General features: G+C 56.7%; 16 protein-coding genes and 2 pseudogenes. 4 read left to right on the forward strand and 14 right to left on the reverse strand.

From position 1 onward, the window contains the following. Positions 1-33: 33 nt before the first annotated feature. From AC3ISR_RS11495 to AC3ISR_RS11530, 8 genes and pseudogenes are all read right to left on the reverse strand, one after another. The gene (locus AC3ISR_RS11495; RefSeq protein WP_463984965.1) at positions 34-351 is read right to left on the reverse strand and encodes a contact-dependent growth inhibition system immunity protein; all 318 of its coding nucleotides are present in this window, start codon (positions 349-351) and stop codon (positions 34-36) included. Then, positions 348-1,600: pseudogene (locus tag AC3ISR_RS11500) on the reverse strand (RNase A-like domain-containing protein); the annotation flags it as partial. The gene AC3ISR_RS11495 and the pseudogene AC3ISR_RS11500, both read right to left, overlap by 4 nt. A gap of 452 nt (positions 1,601-2,052) precedes the next feature. Next, entirely contained in the window at positions 2,053-2,472 is a 420-nt protein-coding gene (locus AC3ISR_RS11505) for a hypothetical protein (RefSeq protein ID WP_463984966.1), read from the reverse strand. A 253-nt stretch (positions 2,473-2,725) separates the two neighbouring features. After that, positions 2,726-3,214, reverse strand: a pseudogene (locus AC3ISR_RS11510) (RHS repeat-associated core domain-containing protein); the annotation flags it as partial. 459 nt (positions 3,215-3,673) lie between these two features. Continuing rightward, the gene (locus AC3ISR_RS11515) at positions 3,674-4,090 is read right to left on the reverse strand and encodes a hypothetical protein (RefSeq protein WP_463984967.1); all 417 of its coding nucleotides are present in this window, start codon (positions 4,088-4,090) and stop codon (positions 3,674-3,676) included. Between the two features lie 7 nt (positions 4,091-4,097). Then, the gene (locus AC3ISR_RS11520) at positions 4,098-8,897 is read right to left on the reverse strand and encodes an RHS repeat-associated core domain-containing protein (protein ID WP_489324841.1); all 4,800 of its coding nucleotides are present in this window, start codon (positions 8,895-8,897) and stop codon (positions 4,098-4,100) included. Between the two features lie 134 nt (positions 8,898-9,031). Continuing rightward, on the reverse strand, positions 9,032-12,115 hold the full coding sequence (locus tag AC3ISR_RS11525) for an efflux RND transporter permease subunit (RefSeq protein ID WP_192299768.1): 3,084 nt from the start codon (positions 12,113-12,115) through the stop codon (positions 9,032-9,034). Positions 12,116-12,117: 2 nt separating this feature from the next. Next, positions 12,118-13,224: an efflux RND transporter periplasmic adaptor subunit gene (locus tag AC3ISR_RS11530; RefSeq protein WP_463984002.1), complete on the reverse strand. Its 1,107-nt coding sequence runs from the start codon at positions 13,222-13,224 to the stop codon at positions 12,118-12,120. A 194-nt stretch (positions 13,225-13,418) separates the two neighbouring features. Here AC3ISR_RS11530 and AC3ISR_RS11535 point away from each other — a divergent pair, with 194 nt between their 5' ends. Then, positions 13,419-14,279 carry a pirin family protein gene (locus tag AC3ISR_RS11535; RefSeq protein ID WP_463984001.1) on the forward strand — a complete coding sequence of 287 codons (861 nt, stop codon included), beginning with the start codon at positions 13,419-13,421 and terminating at the stop codon, positions 14,277-14,279. Positions 14,280-14,354: 75 nt separating this feature from the next. Here AC3ISR_RS11535 and solA read toward each other — a convergent pair whose 3' ends face one another. From solA to AC3ISR_RS11560, 5 genes are all read right to left on the reverse strand, one after another. Continuing rightward, complete coding sequence (gene solA, locus AC3ISR_RS11540) at positions 14,355-15,503, reverse strand: N-methyl-L-tryptophan oxidase (RefSeq protein WP_463984003.1); 1,149 nt, start codon at positions 15,501-15,503, stop codon at positions 14,355-14,357. 5 nt (positions 15,504-15,508) lie between these two features. After that, positions 15,509-16,420, reverse strand: a complete 912-nt coding sequence (locus tag AC3ISR_RS11545) for an EamA family transporter (protein ID WP_463984000.1) — start codon at positions 16,418-16,420, stop codon at positions 15,509-15,511. Further along, positions 16,417-17,280, reverse strand: a complete 864-nt coding sequence (locus AC3ISR_RS11550; RefSeq protein ID WP_489324759.1) for a methyltransferase — start codon at positions 17,278-17,280, stop codon at positions 16,417-16,419. Before AC3ISR_RS11550 ends, AC3ISR_RS11545 begins: the two co-directional genes overlap by 4 nt. Before the next feature lie 2 nt (positions 17,281-17,282). Further along, positions 17,283-17,711, reverse strand: a complete 429-nt coding sequence (locus AC3ISR_RS11555) for a pyrroline-5-carboxylate reductase family protein (RefSeq protein WP_463983998.1) — start codon at positions 17,709-17,711, stop codon at positions 17,283-17,285. 104 nt (positions 17,712-17,815) lie between these two features. Continuing rightward, positions 17,816-18,094 (reverse strand): pyrroline-5-carboxylate reductase family protein, encoded by a 279-nt coding sequence (locus tag AC3ISR_RS11560; protein ID WP_489324760.1) that lies wholly within the window; start codon positions 18,092-18,094, stop codon positions 17,816-17,818. Positions 18,095-18,482: 388 nt separating this feature from the next. Between AC3ISR_RS11560 and AC3ISR_RS11565 the strand changes: the two genes are divergently transcribed. After that, positions 18,483-19,928 (forward strand): mechanosensitive ion channel domain-containing protein, encoded by a 1,446-nt coding sequence (locus tag AC3ISR_RS11565; protein ID WP_463983996.1) that lies wholly within the window; start codon positions 18,483-18,485, stop codon positions 19,926-19,928. 18 nt (positions 19,929-19,946) lie between these two features. Here the strand turns inward: AC3ISR_RS11565 and AC3ISR_RS11570 are convergent, their stop codons facing one another. Then, complete coding sequence (locus AC3ISR_RS11570; RefSeq protein ID WP_489324761.1) at positions 19,947-22,097, reverse strand: TonB-dependent siderophore receptor; 2,151 nt, start codon at positions 22,095-22,097, stop codon at positions 19,947-19,949. A gap of 193 nt (positions 22,098-22,290) precedes the next feature. Here AC3ISR_RS11570 and AC3ISR_RS11575 point away from each other — a divergent pair, with 193 nt between their 5' ends. Then, positions 22,291-23,070 (forward strand): acetoin reductase, encoded by a 780-nt coding sequence (locus tag AC3ISR_RS11575; RefSeq protein ID WP_192299759.1) that lies wholly within the window; start codon positions 22,291-22,293, stop codon positions 23,068-23,070. 164 nt (positions 23,071-23,234) lie between these two features. Beyond that, positions 23,235-23,360: a hypothetical protein gene (locus AC3ISR_RS11580; protein ID WP_263864826.1), complete on the forward strand. Its 126-nt coding sequence runs from the start codon at positions 23,235-23,237 to the stop codon at positions 23,358-23,360. Positions 23,361-23,475 lie beyond the last annotated feature (115 nt).

Consider the following 23,475-nt stretch of genomic DNA (forward strand, 5'->3'; position numbering starts at 1 on the left):
TAGCAGCCCCACAACAAACGATGCCGACTTACCTTAAATATGGTTTTGATTGGTTATTGATTTTTTTAGTATTGAAGATAAATGCCTCAGCCATTTTTTCCCGTTGCTCCATTCATTAGGGTAATAGTATCCGCACCCTATCTTTGTAAATAGCAGATTTTGGAGTTCTTGTTCTGTTTGGACGGTCAATATGAGTTTGGTGAGTTCTAACTGTACCTTTGTGAGCGTTGCTGTCGATACTTCAGAAATAAAAAAATAAATCACGTCGTCAGCATTTTTGTGCTCTTCAACCCAGTCTTGGTTAAAGTAACCGGCCAGGAGCTGCTGCAATTCGGGGTAGTCTTGATTCATGGGTTCGGGTATCCAGTATGAATTCTGTAACTGGTAGGCATTTTTTTGTCTCTTCGGATAATAAGATAAATTTCTGTACCAGGAACTGTTGAACTCGCTCCTCGTTTCCAACTGGTCCCTATCGGTTCTGCGGTCTTTTCAATAATCACTACTTGGTTATCTTTGCTCTTAAGGAAGCTATTTATTTTGGATTGGTTATTGTCGAGTACTTTTGATATTGCGGACTCTGCTGTTGCTCGATCTGAAAAGGTCGAGGCTGTGGGTACATTTGGTTCATGCTTCAAACGATCCTCAAGTTGTTGGTCAGTTCTTCCAACGTGCTTTTTCATCAGGTGCCCTCCCGCTGCCTCGTGTGCTGCTAGACCTCCACCTGGAACTATTGCGCTGTAAGGGCCCTCAGGGCAGTTTGTGCTTTTACAGCTCAACCCTAACGGATCCACCCACCCCATAGGATTGGGCACATACCGATACCCATTGATCCCACCCGCCAGCTTCACCGGGTCCGGCGTCAGATAACGCCCAATATCCGGATTGTAGTAGCGATGCCGGTTGTAGTGCATCCCGCTTTCCGCGTCGAAATATTTGCCTTAAAAATGCAGCGGGTTGTCGATTATTCCCACATCGAGACGGGTGATTTCGCCGTAGGCGCGGTAGTGCGCGGACCAGACGATTCCACCGTCGGGGTTTGTCAGTTCCTGGGGTGTGCCGAGGTGGTCCAGTTGGTAGTGGTAGGACTTGGTTTTTGTAGGACCGAAGCCTTCCAGCAGGGCCAGCGGGCGAAAACTGTCCGGCTCGTAGAGGTAGCTGCGATGGCGCTCCGCCTGGTGCTCGGCGATCAGTTTGTCGCCTTGCCAGAAGAACTCCGTTGTCACGCCTTCAACGGTTTTGCTGATGCGTCGGCCAAACGGGTCATAGCGGCAGCTGGCGCTTGGCCCGTTGGCGGTGATGACGCTGATTAACCGATGCTGACAGTCGTAGCGGTACTCGGTGACAAGCTGCTGACCCTTGCCGCGACGCTCACGGATCAGGTTGCCGGCCGGCTCGTGTACGAAACGTTCCTGGCGGTCCTGGGAATGGTCGGCTCGGGTGGGCGATTGAGTGGGTCGTAGCTGTAGTAGTGTTCGCCTTTGCGGGTGTCGAGGACGCGGTTCAGGTTGCCGGATTTGTCGTAATCGTATTGGCGCTGATAGAGGTGGTTTTGCAGTTGGGTGACGGTGTGGGCACGCAGCCGCTGCTGGTCGTCGTAGTTTCCAGTAGGCCCAGGCAGACAATGGCGATACACCAAGTACAGCCGTCTCGCCTGGGAGGGCTACTACATTGCTCGATCCGCGGGAGTTCTACTCTTCAACTGCATACAATGTTTGCGAAGTTTAGGTTCCCTTTAGAGGAAGCAGTTTTCAGCCTCAAAGAAAACTTAGCAAAGGGCGGAAGTCAGCACCTTCAACTCACTGGTGTTGAGCTTTTTTCTCAATGGATAAGTTTTCTAAGGCTGCATCAGTTTCTGTTTCTAAATATCTCATTGAGGAACACCCACTCGGGACCGGCTAACGGGTAATGGTAGTGAGCGAGCTTGCTCGCACTGGGCTGCGAAGCAGCCCCAACAAGGACAGTCCGGACCGGGTTGAATAAACGCGTTGCCTGGGGTGGGGCCGCTGCGCGGCCCGGCGCGAGCAAGCTCGCTCACTACAGGGTTTGGTGGTGTTACCAGGTTGATGGGTCTTCTTGGCTGGCTTTTTGGAGGTCGTCTTTCCAGACTTCGTTGGCGAGTCGGTAGATGTCGGCGAAGAAGCCTCGGGGGTCGGCTATTTCGGTTTCGTCCCAGGCCATAGTTGAATGTTCTTCTGGGTCATTTTCAAAGAAAGAATGGAAATCGAAATTGTCGGTGTTTAGAGCTAACGATAAATTTTCTACTAGCTTATATCTGTGCCGATAAGAAAGCTTGTTGTAGGGGTCCAGGCAGTATTTTACGATGAGGGTTTCTCTATCTTTTTTATCGTTAGGATCATATTGGTGCAGCTCTACGCCCTTGGTTTCTTCTCGGTCGTAAATGTCAAATATTCCTACGAAGTAATATAAGTTTGCATCGAAAGGAATGTGTTTGGAATGTGGGTGGAATAACATTTTTTACTCCTTAATTGGGAATAGGGTGAAGGGCGTGCCATCCTCTCGGAACTTCATTTCTGCACCATTCATTGATGGATCAAAAAGTGGATTGCTTTCGTCTCTTCTGTTCGGCCTATAGCCGCGGCCGGCGCCCGGAAGTTCTATGCGGACAATATCGTTTGTGTTGTTGTCAATGCCTGTGTAGCGAGGCAGTCCTCTTTCTTCCCTTGATGTTGCCTTCGTCCATGCCTGTAGTTGAAGCTTCCAACTTTTAAATTGCGAACTCGGACCCCCCCCCTCTTCTCATCGGAACTCTACCTGTGATTGGGTCTTCTCCGTCTATTGACCGTTGTCTCAGCTTAGCTTCACTCACTTCTGGACCGTGTTTACCTGCCATGTGCATGTCGTACTTTTTCTCGTGTTCCAATATTCTACGCTTTGCATTTGCCTCGGTTAATTCTTCAATTCGGGCTTGTCGTGGTGTAACACTGGGTTGTGGGACTGCTGGTTCACCCAGATCAACTTTTGTGGCATGAAGAGAATCTTGTTCTTTCGTAGTGGGCTTGCAGTCGTCAGCCCCCGGACACGTGCTCAACCCTAACGGATCCACCCACCCCGTAGGATTGGGCACATACCGATACCCATTAATCCCACCCGCCAGCTTCACCGGGTCCGGCGTCAAATAACGCCCAATATCCGGATTGTAGTAGCGATGCCGGTTGTAGTGCAGCCCGCTTTCCGCGTCGTAGTATTGGCCCTGAAGTAGTTTCCAGTAGGCCCAGGCAGACAATGGCGATACACCAAGTACAGCCGTCTTGCCTGGGAGGGCTACTACATTGCTCGAGCCGCGGGAGTTCTACTCTTCAACGGCATACAATGTTTGCGAAGTCTAGGTTCCTTTTAGAGGAAGCGGTTTTCAGCCTCAAAGAAAACTTAGCAAAGGGCGGAAGTCAGCACCTTCAACTCACTGGTGTTGAGCTTTTTTTCTCAATGGATAAGTTTCTAAGGCTGCATCAGTTTCTGTTTCTAAATATCTCATTGAGGAACACCCACTCGGGACCGGCTAACGAGTAATGGTAGTGAGCGAGCTTGCTCACGCTGGGCTGCGAAGCAGCCCCAACAAGGACAGTCCGGACCGGGTTGAGTAAACGCGTTGCCTGGGTGGGGGCCGCTGCGCGGCCCGGCGCGAGCAAGCTCGCTCACTACAGGTTTGGTGGTGTTACCAAGTTGATGGGTCTTCTTGGCTGGCTTTTTGGAGGTCGTCTTTCCAGACTTCGTTGGCGATTCGGTAGATGTCGGCGAAGAAGCCTCGGGGGTCGTCTATTTCGGTTTCGTCCCAGGCCATTGTTTCGTACTTGTCGTGATCACTTTCGAACTCTTTGGCGAAGTCGAAGTCTTGAGTGGTTAAGGCGCTTTTTAACATCGAAATTAATACATAGCGGTGTCTGTACGACAGGTACATAAGCTCCTTGAGAATAAAGTCGGTTATTATTTTTTCCCTGTCTTCAGTGTTGTTTGGGTCATGTTTCCATAGTGCTTCACCTTTGGTTTCTTCAAGGTCATATATTGATAGTGCAGCCAGGATGTAAGAGAGCTTTGGCGTAAAAGGTGTATCTCTGAATGGCGATTTCAACATGTTAGACTCAATATGGGAAAGCAGTGAATGGGCGAGTTATATCATCTTTATCAAATCTTACTTCGACGTGATCCATGTGTTCGATGTATTTGGGGTTGTATTTGTCTTTCTTGTTTGGCTTATATCCGTGTCCTGCGCCTGGTACTTCCATTCTTATCGTCGGATTGCCGAAAGAGTCATATCCTGTATATGAAGGGTTGCTACCTTGCATTCTATTAATGGCTTTGTTGAGTGTGTGGAGTTGTATTTTCCAACTCTTGAACTGAGAGCTGGAACTGATTTTCCCTTTTTTTCCAGTGGCTGGGTTCGTTCCATCTATCGACCGTTTTTTCATTGATGCACTCGGTATCTCTTTACCGTGTTTGGCGACAGTGTGCATGTCATATTTTTTTTCTAACTCCAACACACGACGTTTTGCGTTAGCTTCTGTTAGATCTTCTATTCGTGCCTGTCGTTGTTCCCGTGTCAATTGCGGTAATGCAGGTTCACCGTGATCGACCCTTTCTGTAGGGGGATGAGTTGTAGTGCTTGGCTCGCAGCCATCTCCTCCAGGGCATGTGCTCAACCCTAACGGATCCACCCACCCCGTAGGATTGGGCACATACCGATACCCATTGATCCCACCTGCCAGCTTCACCGGGTCCGGCGTCAGATAACGCCCAATATCCGGATTGTAGTAGCGATGCCGGTTGTAGTGCAGCCCGCTTTCCGCGTCGAAATATTGGCCCTGGAAACGCAGCGGATTATCGATTATTCCCACATCGAGACGGGCTATTTCCCCGTAGGCACGGTAGTGCGCAGACCAGACGATTTCGCCGTCGGCGCTTGTCAGTTCTTGGGGTGTTCCAAGGTGGTCCAGTTGGTAGTGGTAAGGCTTGGTTTTTGTAGGACCGAAACCTTCCAGCAGGGCCAGCGGGCGAAAACTGTCCGGTTCGTAGAGGTAGCTGCGATGCCGCTCCGCATGGTGTTCGGCGATCAGTTTGTCGCCTTGCCAGAAGAACTCCGTTGTCACGCCTTCAACGGTTTTGCTGATGCGTCGGCCAAACGGGTCGTAGCGGTAACTGGCGCTTTGCCCGTTGGGGGCTGTGACGCTGATTAATCGATGCTGACAGTCGTAGCGATACTCGGTGACAAGCTGCTGCCCCTTGCCCCGACGCTCACGGATCAAATTGCCAAACGCGTCATAGTCGTAATGCCGATCCCCCTGGATCATCAAGCGATTGCCTGCCACCACGTCCGGGCCGGTGCGGTTTTGCATGAGCAGGTTGCCGGCCGGGTCGTGTACGAAACGTTCCTGGTGGTCCTGGGAATGGTCGGCGCGGGTGAGGCGATTGAGTGGGTCGTAGCTGTAGTGGTGTTCGCCTTTGCGGGTGTCGAGAACGCGGTTCAGGTTGCCGGATTTGTCGTAGTCGTACTGCCGCCGGTAGAGGTGGTTCTGCTGTTGGGTGACGGTGTGGGCATGCAGCCGTTGCTGGTCGTCGTAGTGGTAGTGACTTAGCAGTTGGCCTTGCTGGCGTTGACGTTCCTGGCCGGATTTGAACAGGTGTGAGGTCAGCGTTTCACCATTCAAATCGACGGTGGCGAGGTGTCCCCCCTTGGCACGGTTGAACACCACCCGGTTGTTGTCCGGCAGGCGCAGGTGGTGCAAGTGGCCGCAGGCATCGTAGGCATAGCGCAAGGTGCCCCAGCCTTGGTGTTCGGCAGTGAGTCGGTTTTGTGCGTCGTATTCGTAGGCCAGCGCCCAGTGCCCGTCGTCGACGCTAAGCAGGTTGCCTTGGGGGTCGTAGGCGTAATCCACAACACCGCCGTCGGGCAGGGTTTTTCGTACGAGGCGTCCGGCGAAGTCGCGCTCGTAACGGGTGATCAGCTGACTACCGTCATCGCCGTGTTCGGTCTTTTCTTGCAGGTTGCCGTTGAGGTCGTAGGCATACGTCGTGCGCTGGCCGTCAAAGCCGATTTCCTGCTGGATCAGGCCGTTGGGGTAGTACTGCAACCCATAGGTTTCACCGGCTTCGTTTTCGATCGCGGTCAGCAGCAACCGGGTGTTGTCGTAGCGGTACTTGACCTGGCTGCCATCGGCGTTGATCCGCCGGCTGATCAGGTGCAGGCCATCCGCATATTCATAGCGGGTGACGTGCCCCAGTTCATCGCACTCGGCGGTGACTTTTCCGTAGGCGTTGTAGCTGTATTCGCGGGTGGCGCCGTCCGGCAGTACCACGCGAATCATCCGACCCACGCTGTCCCACTGATACCCGGTCAGCGCGCCATGTTCATCCTCGCGGGAGACCAGGCGGCCTACGTCGTCATAGCGATAGCGCTTGATGCCGCCGTTCGGCAACTGTTCCTCAACCCGCTGCCCACGCTCGTTCCACACCAGCCGATGGCAGCTGTTATCGGGATACCAAACCCCCGTCAGTTGCCCATGTTTGTTGTAGCTGTAGTCCGTGACATGGCCGTCAGGATCAGTCCGGCGGGTGACGTCGCCCTGATCGTTACGCTCGTACTTCCAGACCGCTTCGCCACGCCGGACTACCCGTACGAAGCCGTTGTCATGCTCGTAGGAAGTCGGTTGATCATCCCCGGGAAACACCGCGACCAGGCGTCCGGCGTCGTCATATTGATAGGCCGTCACCGCGCCGAGCGGGTCCTGCTCGACCGTCAGGCGGCCCTTGTCGTCGTAGGATTTGTAGTGCGTTGCGCCCTCCGGATCGACCCGCTGCACCAGCCGTGCACGCCCGTCGTGGACGTAAACCTCCTGGCTGCCATCGGCGTTGAACAGCGTGACGCGGCCGTCGTCGTCCCAGGCATAGCGCGTGTCCATCTGGGAAAAGCTCGCCCAATGCCGGACACAGCGCGCCGCCTTGCCGGAACGTTCCCACGCCCAGAAGAAACTCGCCCCACCGGCCAGGCCACGTTCAAGAATGACGTGGTTGTCGTCGTAGCGATAAGCCTCGCTTTCGCCTACGGCGTTGGTCGCCGAAACCAATCGGCCGATGTCGTCATAGGCGTAGGAGACAACGCTGTACTCTGTCACCCAAACGTAGGGGCCAGCCCCCTCGGCGCGCTGAATCTGGTAGTCCACCGCAACAATGCGGTGCGAGGCGTAGCGCAAAAGCAGCGAACGCCCGACACCGTTGTCCAGCCGCTCGATGCGCCCCAGCACATCCCGGCAAATGCGCAGCCGGTTGTCATACGCATCGCTGATGGCTGTCAGCAAACCGTCTTGAAAGTGGTAGAAACGTGAGGCCTGGGCCAGTACCAATTCACCGGGCAAATCACCCAAATAAATGGCCGCTTCGGCCAGGCTATTGGTGATCGCGGGCCGAGAGGCCGTCGGCAAGGGCAACAGCGTCGAGCGGTTTTCATGATCGGTCCACACCACCGAATCACCGGAAACCACCAGCCGGTGGGCCAGCGCATGACTCCAGCCAAACCCCAGCCCGCAGTCCATTTCCACGGCACTGGTGCGATACAGCCGCGTCCACTCGAACGACAACACCCCGTCCAGCACACCGTCTGTGAGGGTCAGCAACTCTTCGCCGGTGACCATCGACACCGGGCAGCCATGGGTCGCGGTTTTATCCGCAGCCGCAGCGGCATCGCCGTTGGGGTTCTTGCCCGCAGCGGGCACATCATCGACAGGTTCCTGTCGCACCAACGTCGTGTGCTGCCTGGACTTGCTCCGCACCGCCGTCACCGGGTTGGAGACCAGCTCGGTCCCGGCCTTCAACTGCGCACTCGGCACCCCCGAAATCGGCGTCGCAGGACTGCCCAGCAACACCGGCTTGGCTGCCTCGACATGCGTATCCAGCTTCGATCCTGCCAATTGCTTGGCCAAAAACTCCAGCCACTGGCGCGCCCGGCCAGACTTGACATGCCCGAGTACCTGAACACCCAGGCGCACCACAACGCCCATCACACCGGCGACCCGGATCAGCAGCAGGGCGATGAGCACCTCGCTGGTGATTTCGCCCATCAGTTCGCTCATCTCTTGCGGCGGCAGCAGGCGCATCCAACTGACCATCGCCGACAGGTAGATGAACAGCAGTGGTTCATCGCTGAGCACCAGCAAACCCTTGGCAATGCGGTCTTGGCCCAGTGCCAGCAGGTCGTCGAGTTCAGTTTGGGAGAGGTATTGCAGCAGTTTTTCGCTGTTGGGCTTGAGGTCGGCCAATAGCTCGTACAGCTGTGGGATGTTGTCCCACAGGTTGTAAAGCGCCTTGCCCATGCCAGTCAGAAACGCCGTTTCTTCCAGCCGGCGGCGTGCAAGCGGGCTGGCATCCGTGTAGTTCTTCCACTGGGCTTCGAATGTGTTGGTCCACGCTTCGCGCAGGCGCGCTTCCAGGTCGTGGATCACGTCCTGGTAGGACGCATACAGCGCCTTGAGGTGATCCTTGGAAATATTGGGATAGAAACTGAGCCGATACTGCTGGTTGCGCTCACACTCGGTGATTTCGAGGATGCCGCTGGGGCCGATGGTCTTGTGAATCGGCTCGCCCAGTGGGCCGCCATTGGGATCAACGCGTTGCAGCATCACCGGCGTATTGCCGATGGGCACGAACCGTGTGCTCTGGAACAGGTGCACCAGGGTCAACGTGCCGTTGGCCTGGCATGTGGCGAGGGTGCTGCTGGGAATGATGGAGCGGTTGGCCGGCGCAACCAGCGCCACTTCATCACCGACCTTGAACACCTGCTCGACCTCCAGCGCCGAAAAGCTCCAGAAGCTTTCAGCCCAGTCGTCAAAGGTGTTCAGGCATTTGCGAAAATCGTGTAGGACGGCCTCGACATCGACCGTCTTCGCATCCATTGGGGTCAGGGCCAGCCTGCCAATGGCCGGGTTCACGAAACGGCCCTTACAACATGAAACTCCATCTGCAATCCCTCGCACTGTGAAATCAGGCGAGGGACTTTGCAGAGGATTTCAGGGCGGGGGAGTAGAGCTTATCCGGCGCTAGCGTGGGACGTTTCGACAACTGGCGTCTTCTGTCGTCCCAGCACCAGGCTGCACAGCGCTGGCAGGAACAACAGCGTCAACAGGGTACCCACCAGCACCCCGCCGATCAGCACGTAGGCCAGGGACGACCAGAACACCGACAACGTCAGCGGGATAAACGCCAATGCCGCCGCCAGCGCGGTGAGGATCACCGGCCGTGCACGGCGTACCGTGGCTTCGACAATCGCCTCGCGGATCGCCATACCGTGTTGCTGGTTCTGGCGAATCTGGTCGGTGAAGATCAACGTGTTACGCATCAAGATCCCGCCAATCCCGATCAGCCCCAGAATCGCGTTGAACCCGAACGGCTGGTTGAACAGCAACAAGGTCGGCACCGCGCCAATCAAGCCCAGCGGTGCGGTGGCGAAGACCATGAACATCACGCCGAACGAGCGCACCTGGAACATGATCACGGTGAGGGTCAGCAGGATCATGATCGGGAACAGTGCGGCCAGGGCGACGTTGGCCTTGGCGCTTTCTTCCACCGGGCCACCGATGTCGATGTGGTAACCGGCGGGCAGTTGGGCGATCAACGGTTGCAGGTCTTTGTAAACGGCCATTTCCACGTCGGGCGGTTGTACGCCGTCAATGATGTCGGCGCGAACTTCGACAGTGGTGATGCGGTTGCGGCGTTTGAGGATCGGCTCTTCCATCACCGCCTGGAAATGCCCGACCTGGGCCAGCGGCACGGCGGTGCCGGCGCTGTTGGTGAGCGTCATGTTGCTGAGGTTGCCAAGGTTTTCGCGCTGGCTGCCTTGGGCGCGGGCAACCACGGACACGGTGCGGTTGCCTTCGCGCACTTCGGTGATCGGGTTGCCGCTGAGCAGGGCGTTGAGCTGGGACTTGACCTCGTTCGGGGTGAAACCCAGCAGGCGCAGACGGTCTTGATCGAGCACCAGGCGGTAGCCACTGCTGCGCTCGCCCCAATCGAGGAAGGCGTCTTTAGTCAGTTTGTTGGTCGCGACGACTTTGCGCACGTCTTCGGACACGCTGCGCAGTACCTCCACGTTGGGACCGGAAACACGAAACACCACCGGGAACGGCACCGGCGGGCCAAACAGCAATTGCGTCACGCGAACGCGGGCGGAAGGGAATTCGCCCGCCGCAATTCGCTCGCGCATGCGTAGCTTCAAAGCATCACGCGCATGGGAATCCGCCGTCTGTACGATCAACTTGGCAAATGCCGCGTCAGGCAATTCCGGGTTCAGTGACAGAAAGAACCTTGGCGCACCGCCGCCCACGTAAGTGTCAACCAGGCGGGTTTGCGGTTCTTGCAACAGGGCTTTTTCCAGCTGTGCGGCCACCGCTTCGGTGCTTTTGAATGCGCTGCCGGGCGGCATGTACACCTCCAGGATCAGTTCGGAGCGGTCGGAGTTGGGGAAGAACTGTTTTTTCACCGCGCCCATGCCCAGCCCGCACAACACAAAGGCCGTCACCACCAGACCAGTGACCAGCCAGCGATGTCGTACGCAGCGCTCGACCAAATCGCGCAGCCGCTGGTAATAACGTCCGGCATAAATGGCGTCGTGCCCGCCGGGTACCGGTGTGATGTTCGGCAGCAGTTTCACGCCCAGATAGGGGGTGAACACCACCGCCACCAGCCAGGATGAAATCAATGCAAAACCGACGATCCAGAAGATGTTGCCGGCGTATTCCCCGGCGCCGGAGCGGGCAAAACCCACGGGCAGAAAGCCGATGATCGTCACCAATGTACCGGTCAACATCGGCGCGGCGGTGGAGCTCCAGGCAAAGGTTGCGGCGTGGATCCGGTCGAAGCCCTCTTCGAGTTTCACCACCATCATTTCGATGGCGATGATCGCGTCGTCCACCAGCAGGCCCAGGGAAATGATCAGCGCGCCAAGGGTGATGCGATCAAATTCGCGGCCGGTGAGCAGCATGATCACAAACACCACCGACAGGGTCAGCGGCACCGCGGCGGCCACCACCAGACCCACGCGAAAGCCCAGCGCCAGCAGGCTGATCAGCATCACCACGGCCAGGGCGACGAAGAATTTCAGCATGAATTCGTTGACCGCCAGGCTGATGTTTTTTGCCTGGTCGGAGACTTTCGCGAAGTTGACGCCCAAGGGCAGGTCTGCCTGGATTCTGGCTTCCTGGGCCTTGAGGCTCTTGTCCAGTTCCAGGCCGTTCCAGTGTTTTTCCATGATCACGCCGAGCATCAGCGCTGGGTCGCCCTGGTGGCGGATGCGGTAGCTGGGCGGGTCTTCGTAGCCGCGGCTGACGGTGGCCACATCGGCGATGCGCAGCACGCGGCCGTTGACTTCCAGCGGCACGTTTTCGATCAGCGCCAGGCTGTCGAAGGCGCCGTCGATACGGATGTAGGCCCGCGCACCGGCGGTCTCGACAAACCCCGACGGCGCCACGGCGTTTTGCGCGGCCAGTGCGGTAAAAATCTGATCCGGTTTGATGCCCAGGGTTGCCAGGCGCTCGTAGGAAAACTCGACAAATACCCGCTGCGCTTGTTCGCCGAGAATATTGACCTTCTTCACCCCCGGCAGATTGAGCAAACCCTGGCGCAGTTCTTCAGCCATTTGCACCTGTTGCCGGTGAGGCAGGTGTTCGGCTTCCAGTGCGTACAAAGCGAAGTACACGTCGGAATATTCGTCGTTGAACAACGGGCCGATCACGCCCTTGGGCAGCTTCGCGGCTTCGTCGCTGAGCTTTTTGCGGGTTTGGTAGAAGAGGTCCTGGATCTCGCCGGGGCGGGTGGACTCTTTGAAGGTCATGCGCATTGACACAAAGCCCGGCTGGGCGATGGTCTCGACGCGGTCGTAGTAGTCGAGTTCCTGCAGGCGTTTTTCCAGGCGGTCGGCGACTTGTTCCTGCATTTCCGCGGCAGTGGCGCCCGGCCAGGCGGCGGTGATGGTCATGACCTTGACGGTAAACGATGGGTCTTCGGCGCGACCCAGTTTGCCGAACGAGAAGATCCCCGCGGCCAGAATCGCCAGGATCAGGAACAGCGTGACGGCCCGGTGTTTGACCGCCAGTTCGGAGAGGTTGATGCCGCGCATGCTCAGTGGTCCCTTTTGCGGTTGAGGGCCAGTGCCTGGGCGGGTAGCAGGCGCACCGCATCACCGCTGTGCAGCAGGTGGGCGCCGAGGGCGACGATGAGTTGGCCGGGGGCCACGCCACTGTCGAGCAGGGCGTCTTCCTGGCCGAGACTGACAACGTTGACCGGGGCGAAGCTGACGCTGTCGTCCGCGCCGATCAGCCACACGCCGGTGCCTTGCCCGGCGTCGTGCAAGGCGCCGATGGGCACGCGGGTTTGCACGGCCTGGTCGTTGCCTTGCAGGCGCAGGGTGATCGTCGAGCCGAGGGCGAAACGATCGACGGTGCCATGCAGCACGTAGCGGGCGCGGTAGGTGCGGGTGGCCGGGTCGGCACTCGCGGACAGCTCGCGCAGGGTGGCGGTGACCGCCTGGTCCGGCGCGCCGAAGGGGAACGCCAGGGCGTGCTGGGAGGCTTGGTCACGCCTGTTTTCCGGCAGGTTGACGATGGCTTCACGGGCGCCGTCATGGGCCAGGCGTGCGACGATCTGACCTTCGGCGACCACTTGGCCGCGGTCGACCCGCACGTCGGTGAGGATGCCGTCGCCATCGGCCTTGAGCACGGAGTAGGTGCGGCGGTTCTCGATCTGGCTGGCGTCGGATTGGGCCGACGCCAACTCGGCTTCGGCGACGCGCAGGTTGGTTGCCGCTTGGTCGAAGATCTGCCGCGACACCGCGCCAGTGGTGGCCAGGCGCTGGTAGCGGTTGGCATCGTCACGGCGTTGGCGCAGTTGGGCCTGGGCGGCGTTGACGCGGTTCCTGGCCGAGCGCAGGGCCAGTTCGAAGTCGCCGATGTCCAGCACCAGCAGGGTGTCGCCACGGGACACGTGTTGGCCGGGATCGACTTTGCGCTCGATGACCTTGCCGCTGACCCGGAAGCCCAGATCGCTTTCCGTCCGCGCGGCGACCACGCCGGTGTAGGCGCTTTGCTGAGTGCTGGCGGCTTCGACTTGGGCCGCGAGCACCGGACGGGGCTGGGGAACTTGGGCGGCAGTGTCGGCCTGGCTGTTGCAGCCGCTGAGAACGATCAGCAGGGCCAGGGCGGTGAGAGGGCGCAGGGGAGGAGAGTTCATGGCGGGCTCCGGGGGATTATCGCTGTAAATTACGGGCGTAATATTTCGATAAATATTATGCTCGAAATATTAATTGGTCCAGTCCTCTGTGAGAGTGGGGTTATCGTTCCGCCAGTAGGACAGTAAAGGTTGTTTTTGCCGTCTAGCGCTCAATTGCTACCGGATTTAAGGTGTATCCACTTTGGAGGAACACCATGAAAAAACTCATCGGCATCTACACCAGTCCACGCGGCCATTGGGTCGGCGACGGTTTTCCGGTGCGCACGCTGTTTTCCTACGACAACCTGGGCAAACACATCAGCCCATTCCTGTTGCTGGACCACGCTGGCCCGGCGGATTTCACCCCGACCACTGAGCGTCGCGGCGTAGGCCAACACCCCCATCGCGGCTTCGAAACCGTGACCATCGTCTACGACGGCGAAGTCGAACACCGCGACTCCACCGGCGCTGGCGGCATCATCGGCCCGGGCGATGTGCAATGGATGACGGCCGCCAAAGGCATCATCCACGAAGAATTCCACTCCGAAGCCTTCGCCCGTAAAGGCGGCGCGCTGGAGATGGTGCAACTGTGGGTCAACTTGCCCGCCAAGGACAAAATGGCCGACGCGGGTTACCAGACCATCGTCGACACGGATATTCCGCTACTGCCATTGGCGGATGACGCCGGGCAACTGCGCTTGATCGCCGGGGAATTCGCCGGGGCCAAAGGCCCGGCGCGGACCTTTACGCCGATTGATGTGTGGGACTTGCGCCTCAATGCAGGTAAACCAGTGACCCTGGACCTGCACGTCGGGCGTAACAGCGCGCTGGTGATCCTGCGCGGTACGGTGCTGGTCAACGGCGAAAACGTCGCACGCCAGGGGCAGTTGGTATTGTTTGAGCGCGATGGCCGCCAAATCAGCCTGGAGGCCAATGACGATGCCAAGGTGTTACTGCTCAGTGGAGAACCGATTGACGAACCGATCGTGGGGCATGGCCCGTTTGTGATGAATACTGAGCAGGAAATTCATCAGGCGTTTGAGGATTTCCACTCGGGTCGGTTTGGGCGGATGTAGGGCTGATAACCTATCGCATAACTGTTGTGGGCAAGTCCATGCTAAAAGGGCAGCCCCTTAATCAGCGTTCAAAAGTTATGCGATGTTGAAACGATCGGATGAGAACTCTGATAGAGAAAGACAGGGTTGTTGGCCGACAGCCATGTTGGCCAACGCATCGCCGATTGATGGTGCGAATTTATATCCATGTCCTGAGCAGGCAGACGCGAAATAAGTTGCCGTCAGTGTTTTAGAGTTTCCGATCAGAAAAGACTCATCCTGGCTCATTGTATAGAAGCAGTTCTTTGCTTGTGCTGGCAAATGCTCAAGTTTCGGGAATAGGGTTTTAACAACATCGGAGATCTCGGCTATATACTGCTGCTGGACTGGAACATTCTTCCAGTCAAGAATGGCTGGGTCTTGTTGTCGATTGTGAAAGCCGATTTTTACACCGGGCTCATTACTGATGATAGAAGGGACACCGTAGAGAATAGCTCCGTCGTTACGTTCATAGAGGAAGACAGGGAAGTGTTCTTTAGAGAATAGCTTCTCAAAGCCCATGTTTGGCTTGAACCAATAAACCGGAATTCGACGTGGTTCAATGCGATTGTTGAGCTCCGGCAGAAAGTTGTTGTTGATCCATGGTCCCGTAGTTAAAACTATCGATTTTGCATGATGTGTGCGTCCGTTTTTTGTTGTTACTCGTATGCCGGCATCATGATTTTCGATTTTTACGACGCTGTCACCAAATTCAATCATCGCGCCCTGTCTTACGGCTTCGTTCAACATCCCCAGTCTAGCGTCGCTAGCTGAAATCGCATACGCACCCGGTTCGTATACCACGCGGATGTTGTTCTGAAAATCAAATGCAGGTAAGCGCGCCCTAGCTGTTGATGATGTCCAAATCTCGTGCTCAATATTTCCTTGAATTTCAGTTTTTATACTTCCGGCCACGACGCTGCTAGAGGTCGGGCCAATGAAAACTCCTCCTGTATCAAATAGAATTTGGTGCCCTATCTGCTTTTCTAGTTCGTGCCAAAGCAAGTTGGCATGATTAAGTAGCGGGAGGTATTTTTCGCCCTCCCAGTAAGCGCGTCGGAAGATTCTTGACCCCCCTTGTGAGGAACCGTAACGATGTGTGGGGCCAGAAGCGTCAATGCCTAGAACGCTAGTGCATTTTGGCGCGGCTCTCCACAGAGTGGCTGCGCCCATTGTTCCAAGTCCCACAACGATTAAATCAAGCATGTGTTTCACGTGCGGCTCCTCTTTTTTGGTTGTCGGGAGGCTATTGTGTCGTATGTGATAAGTGCCCCGAGAATAATTATTGTCGTGATTAGAGTAATCAGGGAGGTTGTCGGCATGTTTTGTTTTTCGGAAGTGAGTGATATCGTTATGAGTGTAAGTGGTAGTGTGAGTTGCAGAGCGCCAGTGAGTGAAAGTGGTATTTTTCCAGTGGCGTAAGAAAACATGAATAGGGGAACTGTGGAAACAGCGCCAGCCAGCCAGATTATATTTGATGACTGTGGGGGGAGTTCGTGGGGGTATGGAATAGTAAGATTGAAAAGTAAAAAAGCTGGCGGTAAGCAGAGTGTTAAAAGCACGGTTTCAATAAATAATCCATTTGCAGCGGTTAGTGGGGTGGATTTTTTTATGTATGTATAAAGTCCCCATGTTATGGCTATCAATAGGTAGGTCGAGTGGTTTATATTTTCTGTTAGTGAAATAAACAGTGCGATGCAGCCAAGTGTGGTCAGGAGGGATGCTGTTTTTTGTATGCTGATCGGCTCTCGATAAATTACGATGCCTAGTGCGATTGAAATGAAAGGAGCCAGTAAATAGCCAAGCCCCGTTTCCAGAATATATCCATTGATAGATGACCAGATAAATGTGGCCCAGTTTGCGGCAATGAAGAGTGACGCAAAGAAATGTCGAAGAACTGTTCTTGGCCTCAAGATCTTTAGCGGGTGAGGGGGGCGAAAAACTAAAATACAAATACTGAGGATAAATGCGGAGAGTATTATTCTGTAAGCGACTAAAGTTGTGGGGGTTACGTCGCCAAGCGCTCGCCAGTAAAGTGATGATGATCCTAGGATGAGGTTTGCGAGCACCGATAGAGTGATCGGTAGTACTTGACGATTAATGTTTTCTTGTGGCGAGTTCATGATGGGTGTTTCGGGTTATGAGTAAATTGAATGATTTCATATGACCAAAAGATATTTCCGTTGTTGTCAATGGAATACGCGGCCTTGTTTTGCCTTTCCCAGTTTTCGAATTCTTTTTTCAAGTGTTCACTTAGTGTTTGCCACTGATTCGAGTAGTGGTTAAGTGGGAGTGTGTGGCGCTCAACAAGTTTGTGCAGTAGAGGCGGGTTGTTGTTATGTCTGCGGTTGTATCGTTCTAATACATCACGTATCCCCATCAGCGAGTTGAGACCGACGATCGCTGTTCCCGTAGGCTCTAGATGTCTCGGGAGATCTTCAAGGAAACGCATGATGACCGCGTCACCGTAGAACATCGCGTGGATCGGCAATTGTGCGGTCTGATTTTTTGTTTCCAACCGTTGAACGAGTGAGCGGGAGGGCGTTCGCCAACCGGGGGGGTTGAATACGATCGTTTGGTATTGTCTTTCAGGGAGGTTGGCGAAAAGGTCGCTTGCAAAAAAAGATATTTTACTGTCCTTGAAGTTTAAATGTTCGTTGATTTTTGCCTGTTCAATTGATCTCGCGGAAATGTCGCTGGCCGTGATGTCTTTATTGCCAAGTTGGCGTACCAATAACGCATGAACACCGCTCCCTGTACCCATATCCAAAAAACTGCTATTGAGTGCTCCAGAGCTCAATGACTGCACCAGGTAATGGCCCAGTCTGACACCTGCCAAACTTACTTTGAAAACGTCGGGGGTATCAGTCAGTATCAAACTTTGACCTAGGCCGAAGTATAATTTATATGTGCTTTTCAATGTGCTCGGGGGTTCGTGGGTTAGGTGGTAGCTCGCTATTCCGTGATCAATCAATCCTTGCATTTTCAGTCTCCTCGGCCTAGTGCTGTTGAGCGCTCTCTAGCCTGTTTTAACCCGCAGACAATAATTTCTCGAAGTTTCTGATGGTTAAAGAAATTTATCGCCTGTATTGTTGTTCCTTCAGGTGTTGTGACTTTTTCACAAAGTGTCATTGGTGGTGATTGATTGGCTTCAAGAAGAGATGTAGTTCCCCGCAGTGACTGAATTGTCATGGAAGTACCTTGTTCTTTATTGAATCCGGCAAAAACAGCATACTCAATAAGGGCCGCCGCAAAATAGGAAATATATGCAGGGCCTCCGCCAATCAAAGCCGTCGCGGAGTCAATGAGTGCTTCGTCCTTTATCATCATGACTTTCCCTAGGCTTGAAAAAATCACCTCGGCCATCCGGATGGTTTTCTCTGTTGCTTCAGGGGCGAACGTCAGTGCGGTCAAGCCTTGGTTGATGGCGCATGGGAGGTTCGGAATGGCTCTTCAGACTTGTACTGTATTGAGCTGGGCCGCGAGCTCGGGCGTGGATATGCCGGCCATGACTGATATTATTGCACCGTCAATTTTCTCAAGCTTCGATATTTTTTTGAAAGCGCTTTGAACGATTGAGGCGCAATTGCGAGGATTATACAATCTGACTTTAGAAGTTTTGGCAGGTCTTCTACTGTGTTGACACCCATTTTAGTCATTTCATCCCTGCGTGCAGCATCAGGGTCAATAGTCGTTATCGATATGTCAAGGCTTGAACGTTTCAAACCAAGTGCAATGGCGCTTCCCATATGGCCCGCGCCTATAATTGTGACCTCAATTGTTGTCTTGGTCATCATGAGCTCTCTGTTTGTCTGATGGGTATTACTCTCCTGTTTGTTTTCAGATTCATCCAAAGTTTGACTGGCATCAAACCTTGAGCTTCCTAAAGATGTGTAGTCCATTTCTGGTGTAATTAATTTTTGGCAACGGATACGGCTATAACTATTTGCTGGATGGTTTGGGTAGGTTTGCGAGAGTGAAGCAAGTTTCAGAACTTTCCGAAAGATCGCTCCTGTATCTAATATGAGACCTTTTATAAGTCGCTCATGTGCTTGCAGCCTTGAGTGTCCAATGATCGGACGGCTAAGTCGGTACGTCGCACCCTAGCCCCACATTTTTCCCCGCGCTATACCCCACATCTCGATTTCATGCGATCTTCTCGCCATTCGCCCTGGAGTCGCCTGGATGCCCTCATTTATCTCCGATCACCCCATGCTCTGTGCCCTGGGGCTGATCTTTATCGACATCGCCGTCTGGCGTCTTATCTCCGCCGACCTCGCCAACTGGAAGCTCGCCGCTCGGCTGGTGATTTTTGCGGTGTTCAGCGCCGTGCTGTTCAACGATGGCATGAACCCCATGCTGGTTGCGCCCTACGCCGACAACACCGCACTGCACATGGCCGCGACGGCCTTGCAGATCGGCTGGTGGCTGTTTGCGGCGCGTACGCTGACGGTGTTGCTCGGCGCGTTGATGATGCAGCGGGTCGGTCACACCGGGCGGTTGTTGCAGGATTTGCTCGGTGCGGTGATTTTCCTGATCGCGATCATCGCCGCCCTGGCCTACGTGCTCGACCTGCCGGTCAAGGGCGTGCTGGCCACCTCGGGTGCAGTGGCGATCATTGTCGGCCTGGCGCTGCAAAGTACTTTGAGCGACGTGTTTTCCGGGATCGTGCTCAATACCACCAAGCCTTACCAGCTGGATGACTGGATCTCCATCGACGGCACCGAGGGCCGTGTCACCGACATCGACTGGCGTGCCACGCGCCTGCAAACCTCCCAGGGCAGCCTGGCGGTGATCCCCAATTCCCTGGCGGCCAAGGCCAAGATCATCAACTTTTCGCGCCCGGCGGATATGTTCGGCCTGGCGGTCAGCCTGCAAGTCAGCCCCCATGCACGCCCGCAAACGGTGATCGAGGCCCTGGAGCGGGCGATGCAAGGCTGCCGGCCGTTGCTGGCGAATCCGGCGCCCAGCGTGGCGTTCAAAACCAGCGGCAGCGCGGGCGTGGAGTATGAAATCAGCGGCTTTGTGCCGGCCATGAGCCTCAAGCGCGAGGTACGCAACCAGCTTTACGACCTGGCTTTCCGTCACCTGCAATCGGCGGGTGTGAGCCTGTTGTCCGCCACCGAAAGCAGCACGCCAGCCACTGCATCGGCGGCGCGGGCGCTGTTGGAGCGTTCGTCGATTTTCTCGACTCTGCGCCAGGAAGAAAAAGACACCTTCAGCCAGAACATGACCCTGCACACCTATCTCACCGGCGAAATGATTCTGGCGGCAGGGGAGGTCAGTGATCATCTGTTCATCATCGAGTCCGGCGTGGTCTCGGTGATGTTGACCAAGGGGGGGCACAAGTTCGAAGCCGGGCGCATGGGGCCGGGCGAGGCGATTGGCGAGGCGGGAATCCTGTCGGATCAGGCGGCGCTGGCGGACTTTTCGGCGAAGACCTTCTGCACCCTGTACCGCATCGAGAAGGAATACCTCAAGCCGTGCCTGGATGCGCGCCATGACATCAGCGAGGCGATGAAAGCGCTGTTGGATTTCCGCCTGCACGCGGCGCAGGCCCTGACCCAGGAAACGCCCGTGGTGCCGGTGAAGAAGGGCTTCTTGCAGTGGCTGAAAAAGCGCGGGCTCTAGGCCCGCGCTCGCGTTCGATCAGAAGTTCACCGTGGCACTCAGGCGCGCGGTCAATGGCGCGCCCTGGAACAGGTAGTCATCGCCCAGGTATTCGCCTGCGTCGCGCCAGTAGCGCTTGTCGAACAGGTTGTCGACGCTCAGGCGCAGCACCGTCTCATAGCCGTCCACCTTGGTGGTGTAGCGGCTGCCTACATTGACCACTGCGTAATCCCCGACTTCCACGCTGCCGTCACGGTTGGCGGCCTTCTTCGCGCTGTATTGCACGCCGCCAAGCACCGCCAGGCCGTTGACCCACGGCAGCGCGTAGTCGGCGTACAGGCTGGCGCGCAGTTTCGGCACATTGATTGCCTGGTGGCCTTCGTATTGCGCGGTGCCACTGCCGGTGACCCGTGCACGGATCGCCGCCACGCTGCTGGAAATCTGCAGGCGTTCGGTGGCCCAGCCATTGGCCAACAGTTCCAGCCCGGTATTTTTCTGCTCGCCTTGTTGCACGTAGTTGAACGCGCCGGTGCCGTCCGGCTTGGCGTACTGGTAGGCCTGGCGGGTCTGGAACACGGCGGCGGCGAAGCTGATGCGGCGCCAGTCGTATTTCACCCCGGCTTCGAGCTGGCGTGAGGTGGTGGGGGCCAGGGTTTCGCCGTCGTTGGTGGTGGTCCAAGGCGCTTCACCGCCCAGGGACAGGCCATTGCTGTAGCTGGTGTACAACGACAGGTTTTCCACCGGTTTGTAGATCAACGATGCCTGGGGCAGGAATTCGTATGTCTGGGTGTGGCGTTGCTGGTTGCCGAACTCATCAAACGCCTTTTCATCCAGGCGCACTTCGCGGCCTCCGAGGATGGTTTGCCATTGCTCGTTCAGGCGAATGTGGTCGGTGACGAACAGGCCGTACTGGCGGCTGTCGAGGCGTCGGTGCTTGTCGTTCAGCGGTACGTCGGTGGGGGTGAAGGTCGGGGCATCCACATTGATGTTGGAGCTGCCGATGTATTCGTTCACTGACTTGCGCTTGTCGATCACCCGGCGAAAGGCGCTGGTGCCGAAGGTCAGTTCATGGCCCAGGCTGCCGGTGTCGAACAGCCCGGTCATGGCCGCCTGCACTTCGTCGTCACGACGGGTGTCGTCGGGGCTGCGGTAGTCGTAGACGTCGTAGTCGCCGGTGGGGCCGAAGGTTGCGGTGCCGCAATCGGTCACGTAGAAGCAGCCGTAGGCAAACGAGCTGTAATCGTCAATCACCACCTTGCTGCGCGCCGCGCTGACGTTGCCTTTCCACTGATCACTGAAGCGGTACTCGAACTTGCCGTTGAGGTTCAGCGAATCGATCCCCACCGGCTTCGAGCCACTCTGGTGCCCCAGCAGCTTTTTCGGCGAGGCGTCGTTCGGCACTTGAGTGCCACCGAGCAACTGGTAGCCCGGCACCGAGCGCTGTTGCTTGTTCTGGTATTCGGCATCCAGTTGCAGCACGGCGTCGGGGCTGATGTTCCAGTCGAAGGCCAGGGACAGGAAATCGCGCTGGCCATTGGCGTGTTCCACATAGGAATGCAGGTCTTCATGGGCGACGTTGGCACGCAGGCCGAATTGCTTGTCGCTGCCAAACCAGCCGCCGACGTCGGTGGCGATGTAGCCGCTGCCGCGATCATCGGTGGACACCGTCACCGAACGCACATCTTCCGGGCGCTTGGTCACGTAGTTGATCACGCCGCTGGGCTCGGAAATGCCGCTCTGCAAACCGGCCAGGCCCTTGAGCACCTCGACCTGCTGCTTGTTTTCCAGGGCGACGTTCTGCTCGCCGGTGATGGTGCGCCCGTTGATCTTGTAGCTGCTCGCCGCGTTCAGCGAGAAGCCGCGCACCACAAAGTTCTCGTAGTAGCCGATGGGTGCGTAGCTGTCGCCCACCGACGCGTCGTTGCGCAACACCTCACTGAGCAGGCGTGCTTGCTGGTCCTTGATCAACTGCGCGTTGATCACCGCGATCGACGCCGGCGTATCGAGCAGAGCGGCTTCGCTGAAGCCGCTGACCGACGCGGTTTCACTGCGATAGCCGGTTTCATCCTGGCCCAGAACGTTCACCGCCGGCAGTTCCAGCTCGGCCGCGAGGCTGCTGCCGATGCCGCCGCTGAGCAGCAGGCCGAGGGCGAAACGTGAAGTGACGACGGGACGAAAACGCAAAACCATGGGGGCAGGGCCTTAAAGCGCGGGGCGGGGGGCGCATAAGCTAGGCATAAGTGCACACTTTTACAAGGCTTCGAGAATGATTCGCGGCTTGAGACAACCCGTCTCAGCCCTCACGCCGATCCAGCTGCACCTCGACAGCGGGCGTGCACAGCTGCGATAGACAAGGCTTCTCTCACTGTTGCAGGAGATTGTCATGGGTATCGCTGGAAAAGTTGCGCTGGTCACCGGCGCCGGGCAGGGCATCGGCCGGGCCATTGCCCTGCGCCTGGCACAGGACGGGGCCGACATCGCCCTGGTGGACATCAACGGCGCCAAGCTCGAAGCCGTTGCCGCTGAAGTCGTGGGCCTGGGCCGCAAGGCGTCGGTATTCGTCGCCGACGTGTCCAAGCTTGAGCAAGTGGTGGCCGCGGTGGAGCACGCGCACCAGACCCTGGGAGGCTTTGACATCATCGTCAACAACGCTGGGGTGGCGCAGATTGATTCGCTGCTGGAGGTCAGCCCGGAGCAGGTCGAGCGCACCTTGGGCATCAACGTGCAGGGCGTGCTGTGGGGCATCCAGGCCGCCGGCAAGAAATTCAAGGCACTCAAGCAAAAGGGCAAGATCATCAATGCCTGTTCCATCGCAGGCCATGAAGGGTTCGCGCTGCTGGGCGTGTACTCGGCGACCAAGTTCGCGGTGCGTGCGCTGACCCAGGCGGCGGCCAAGGAACTGGCGAGCGCGGGGATTACCGTGAATGCGTATTGCCCCGGCGTAGTGGGCACGGACATGTGGGTGGAGATCGACAAGCGCATGGCGCAGATCACTGGCGCCGAAGTTGGGGCGACGTACAAGAAGTATGTGGATGGCATTGCATTGGGCCGGGCGCAAACGCCAGAGGATGTCGCGGGGTTGGTCTCCTACCTGGCTGGGCCGGACGCGGATTACATGACCGGCCAGGCGCCGCTGATCGACGGTGGCCTGGTCTACCGCTAAGCCTCTAGCTGGGCTCGGTCTCAAGGTGGGCTCGGTCTAATGTGGGAGCTGGCTTGCCTGCGATAGCGGTGGGTCAGCTCGCCCATTTGGCACTGATACACCGCTTTCGCAGGCAAGCCAGCTCCCACATTTTGATCCCGTTGTGTCAGGTGGTTTTGTTGGGCATGTCGATACCCAGTCGGTTGACGTGGCGATACGGGGTTGCTCTGGAAATCTGCCTGGCTGGGCCGGATGCGGATTACATGACCGGCCAGGCGCCGCTGATCGACGGCGGCCTGGTCTACCGCTAAGCCTCTAGCTGGGCTCGGTCTAATGTGGGAGCTGGCTTGCCTGCGATAGCGGTGGGTCAGCTCGCCCATTTGGCACTGATACACCGCTATCGCAGGCAAGCCAGCTCCCACATTT

The organism is Pseudomonas sp. GL_117, from assembly GCF_057835125.1.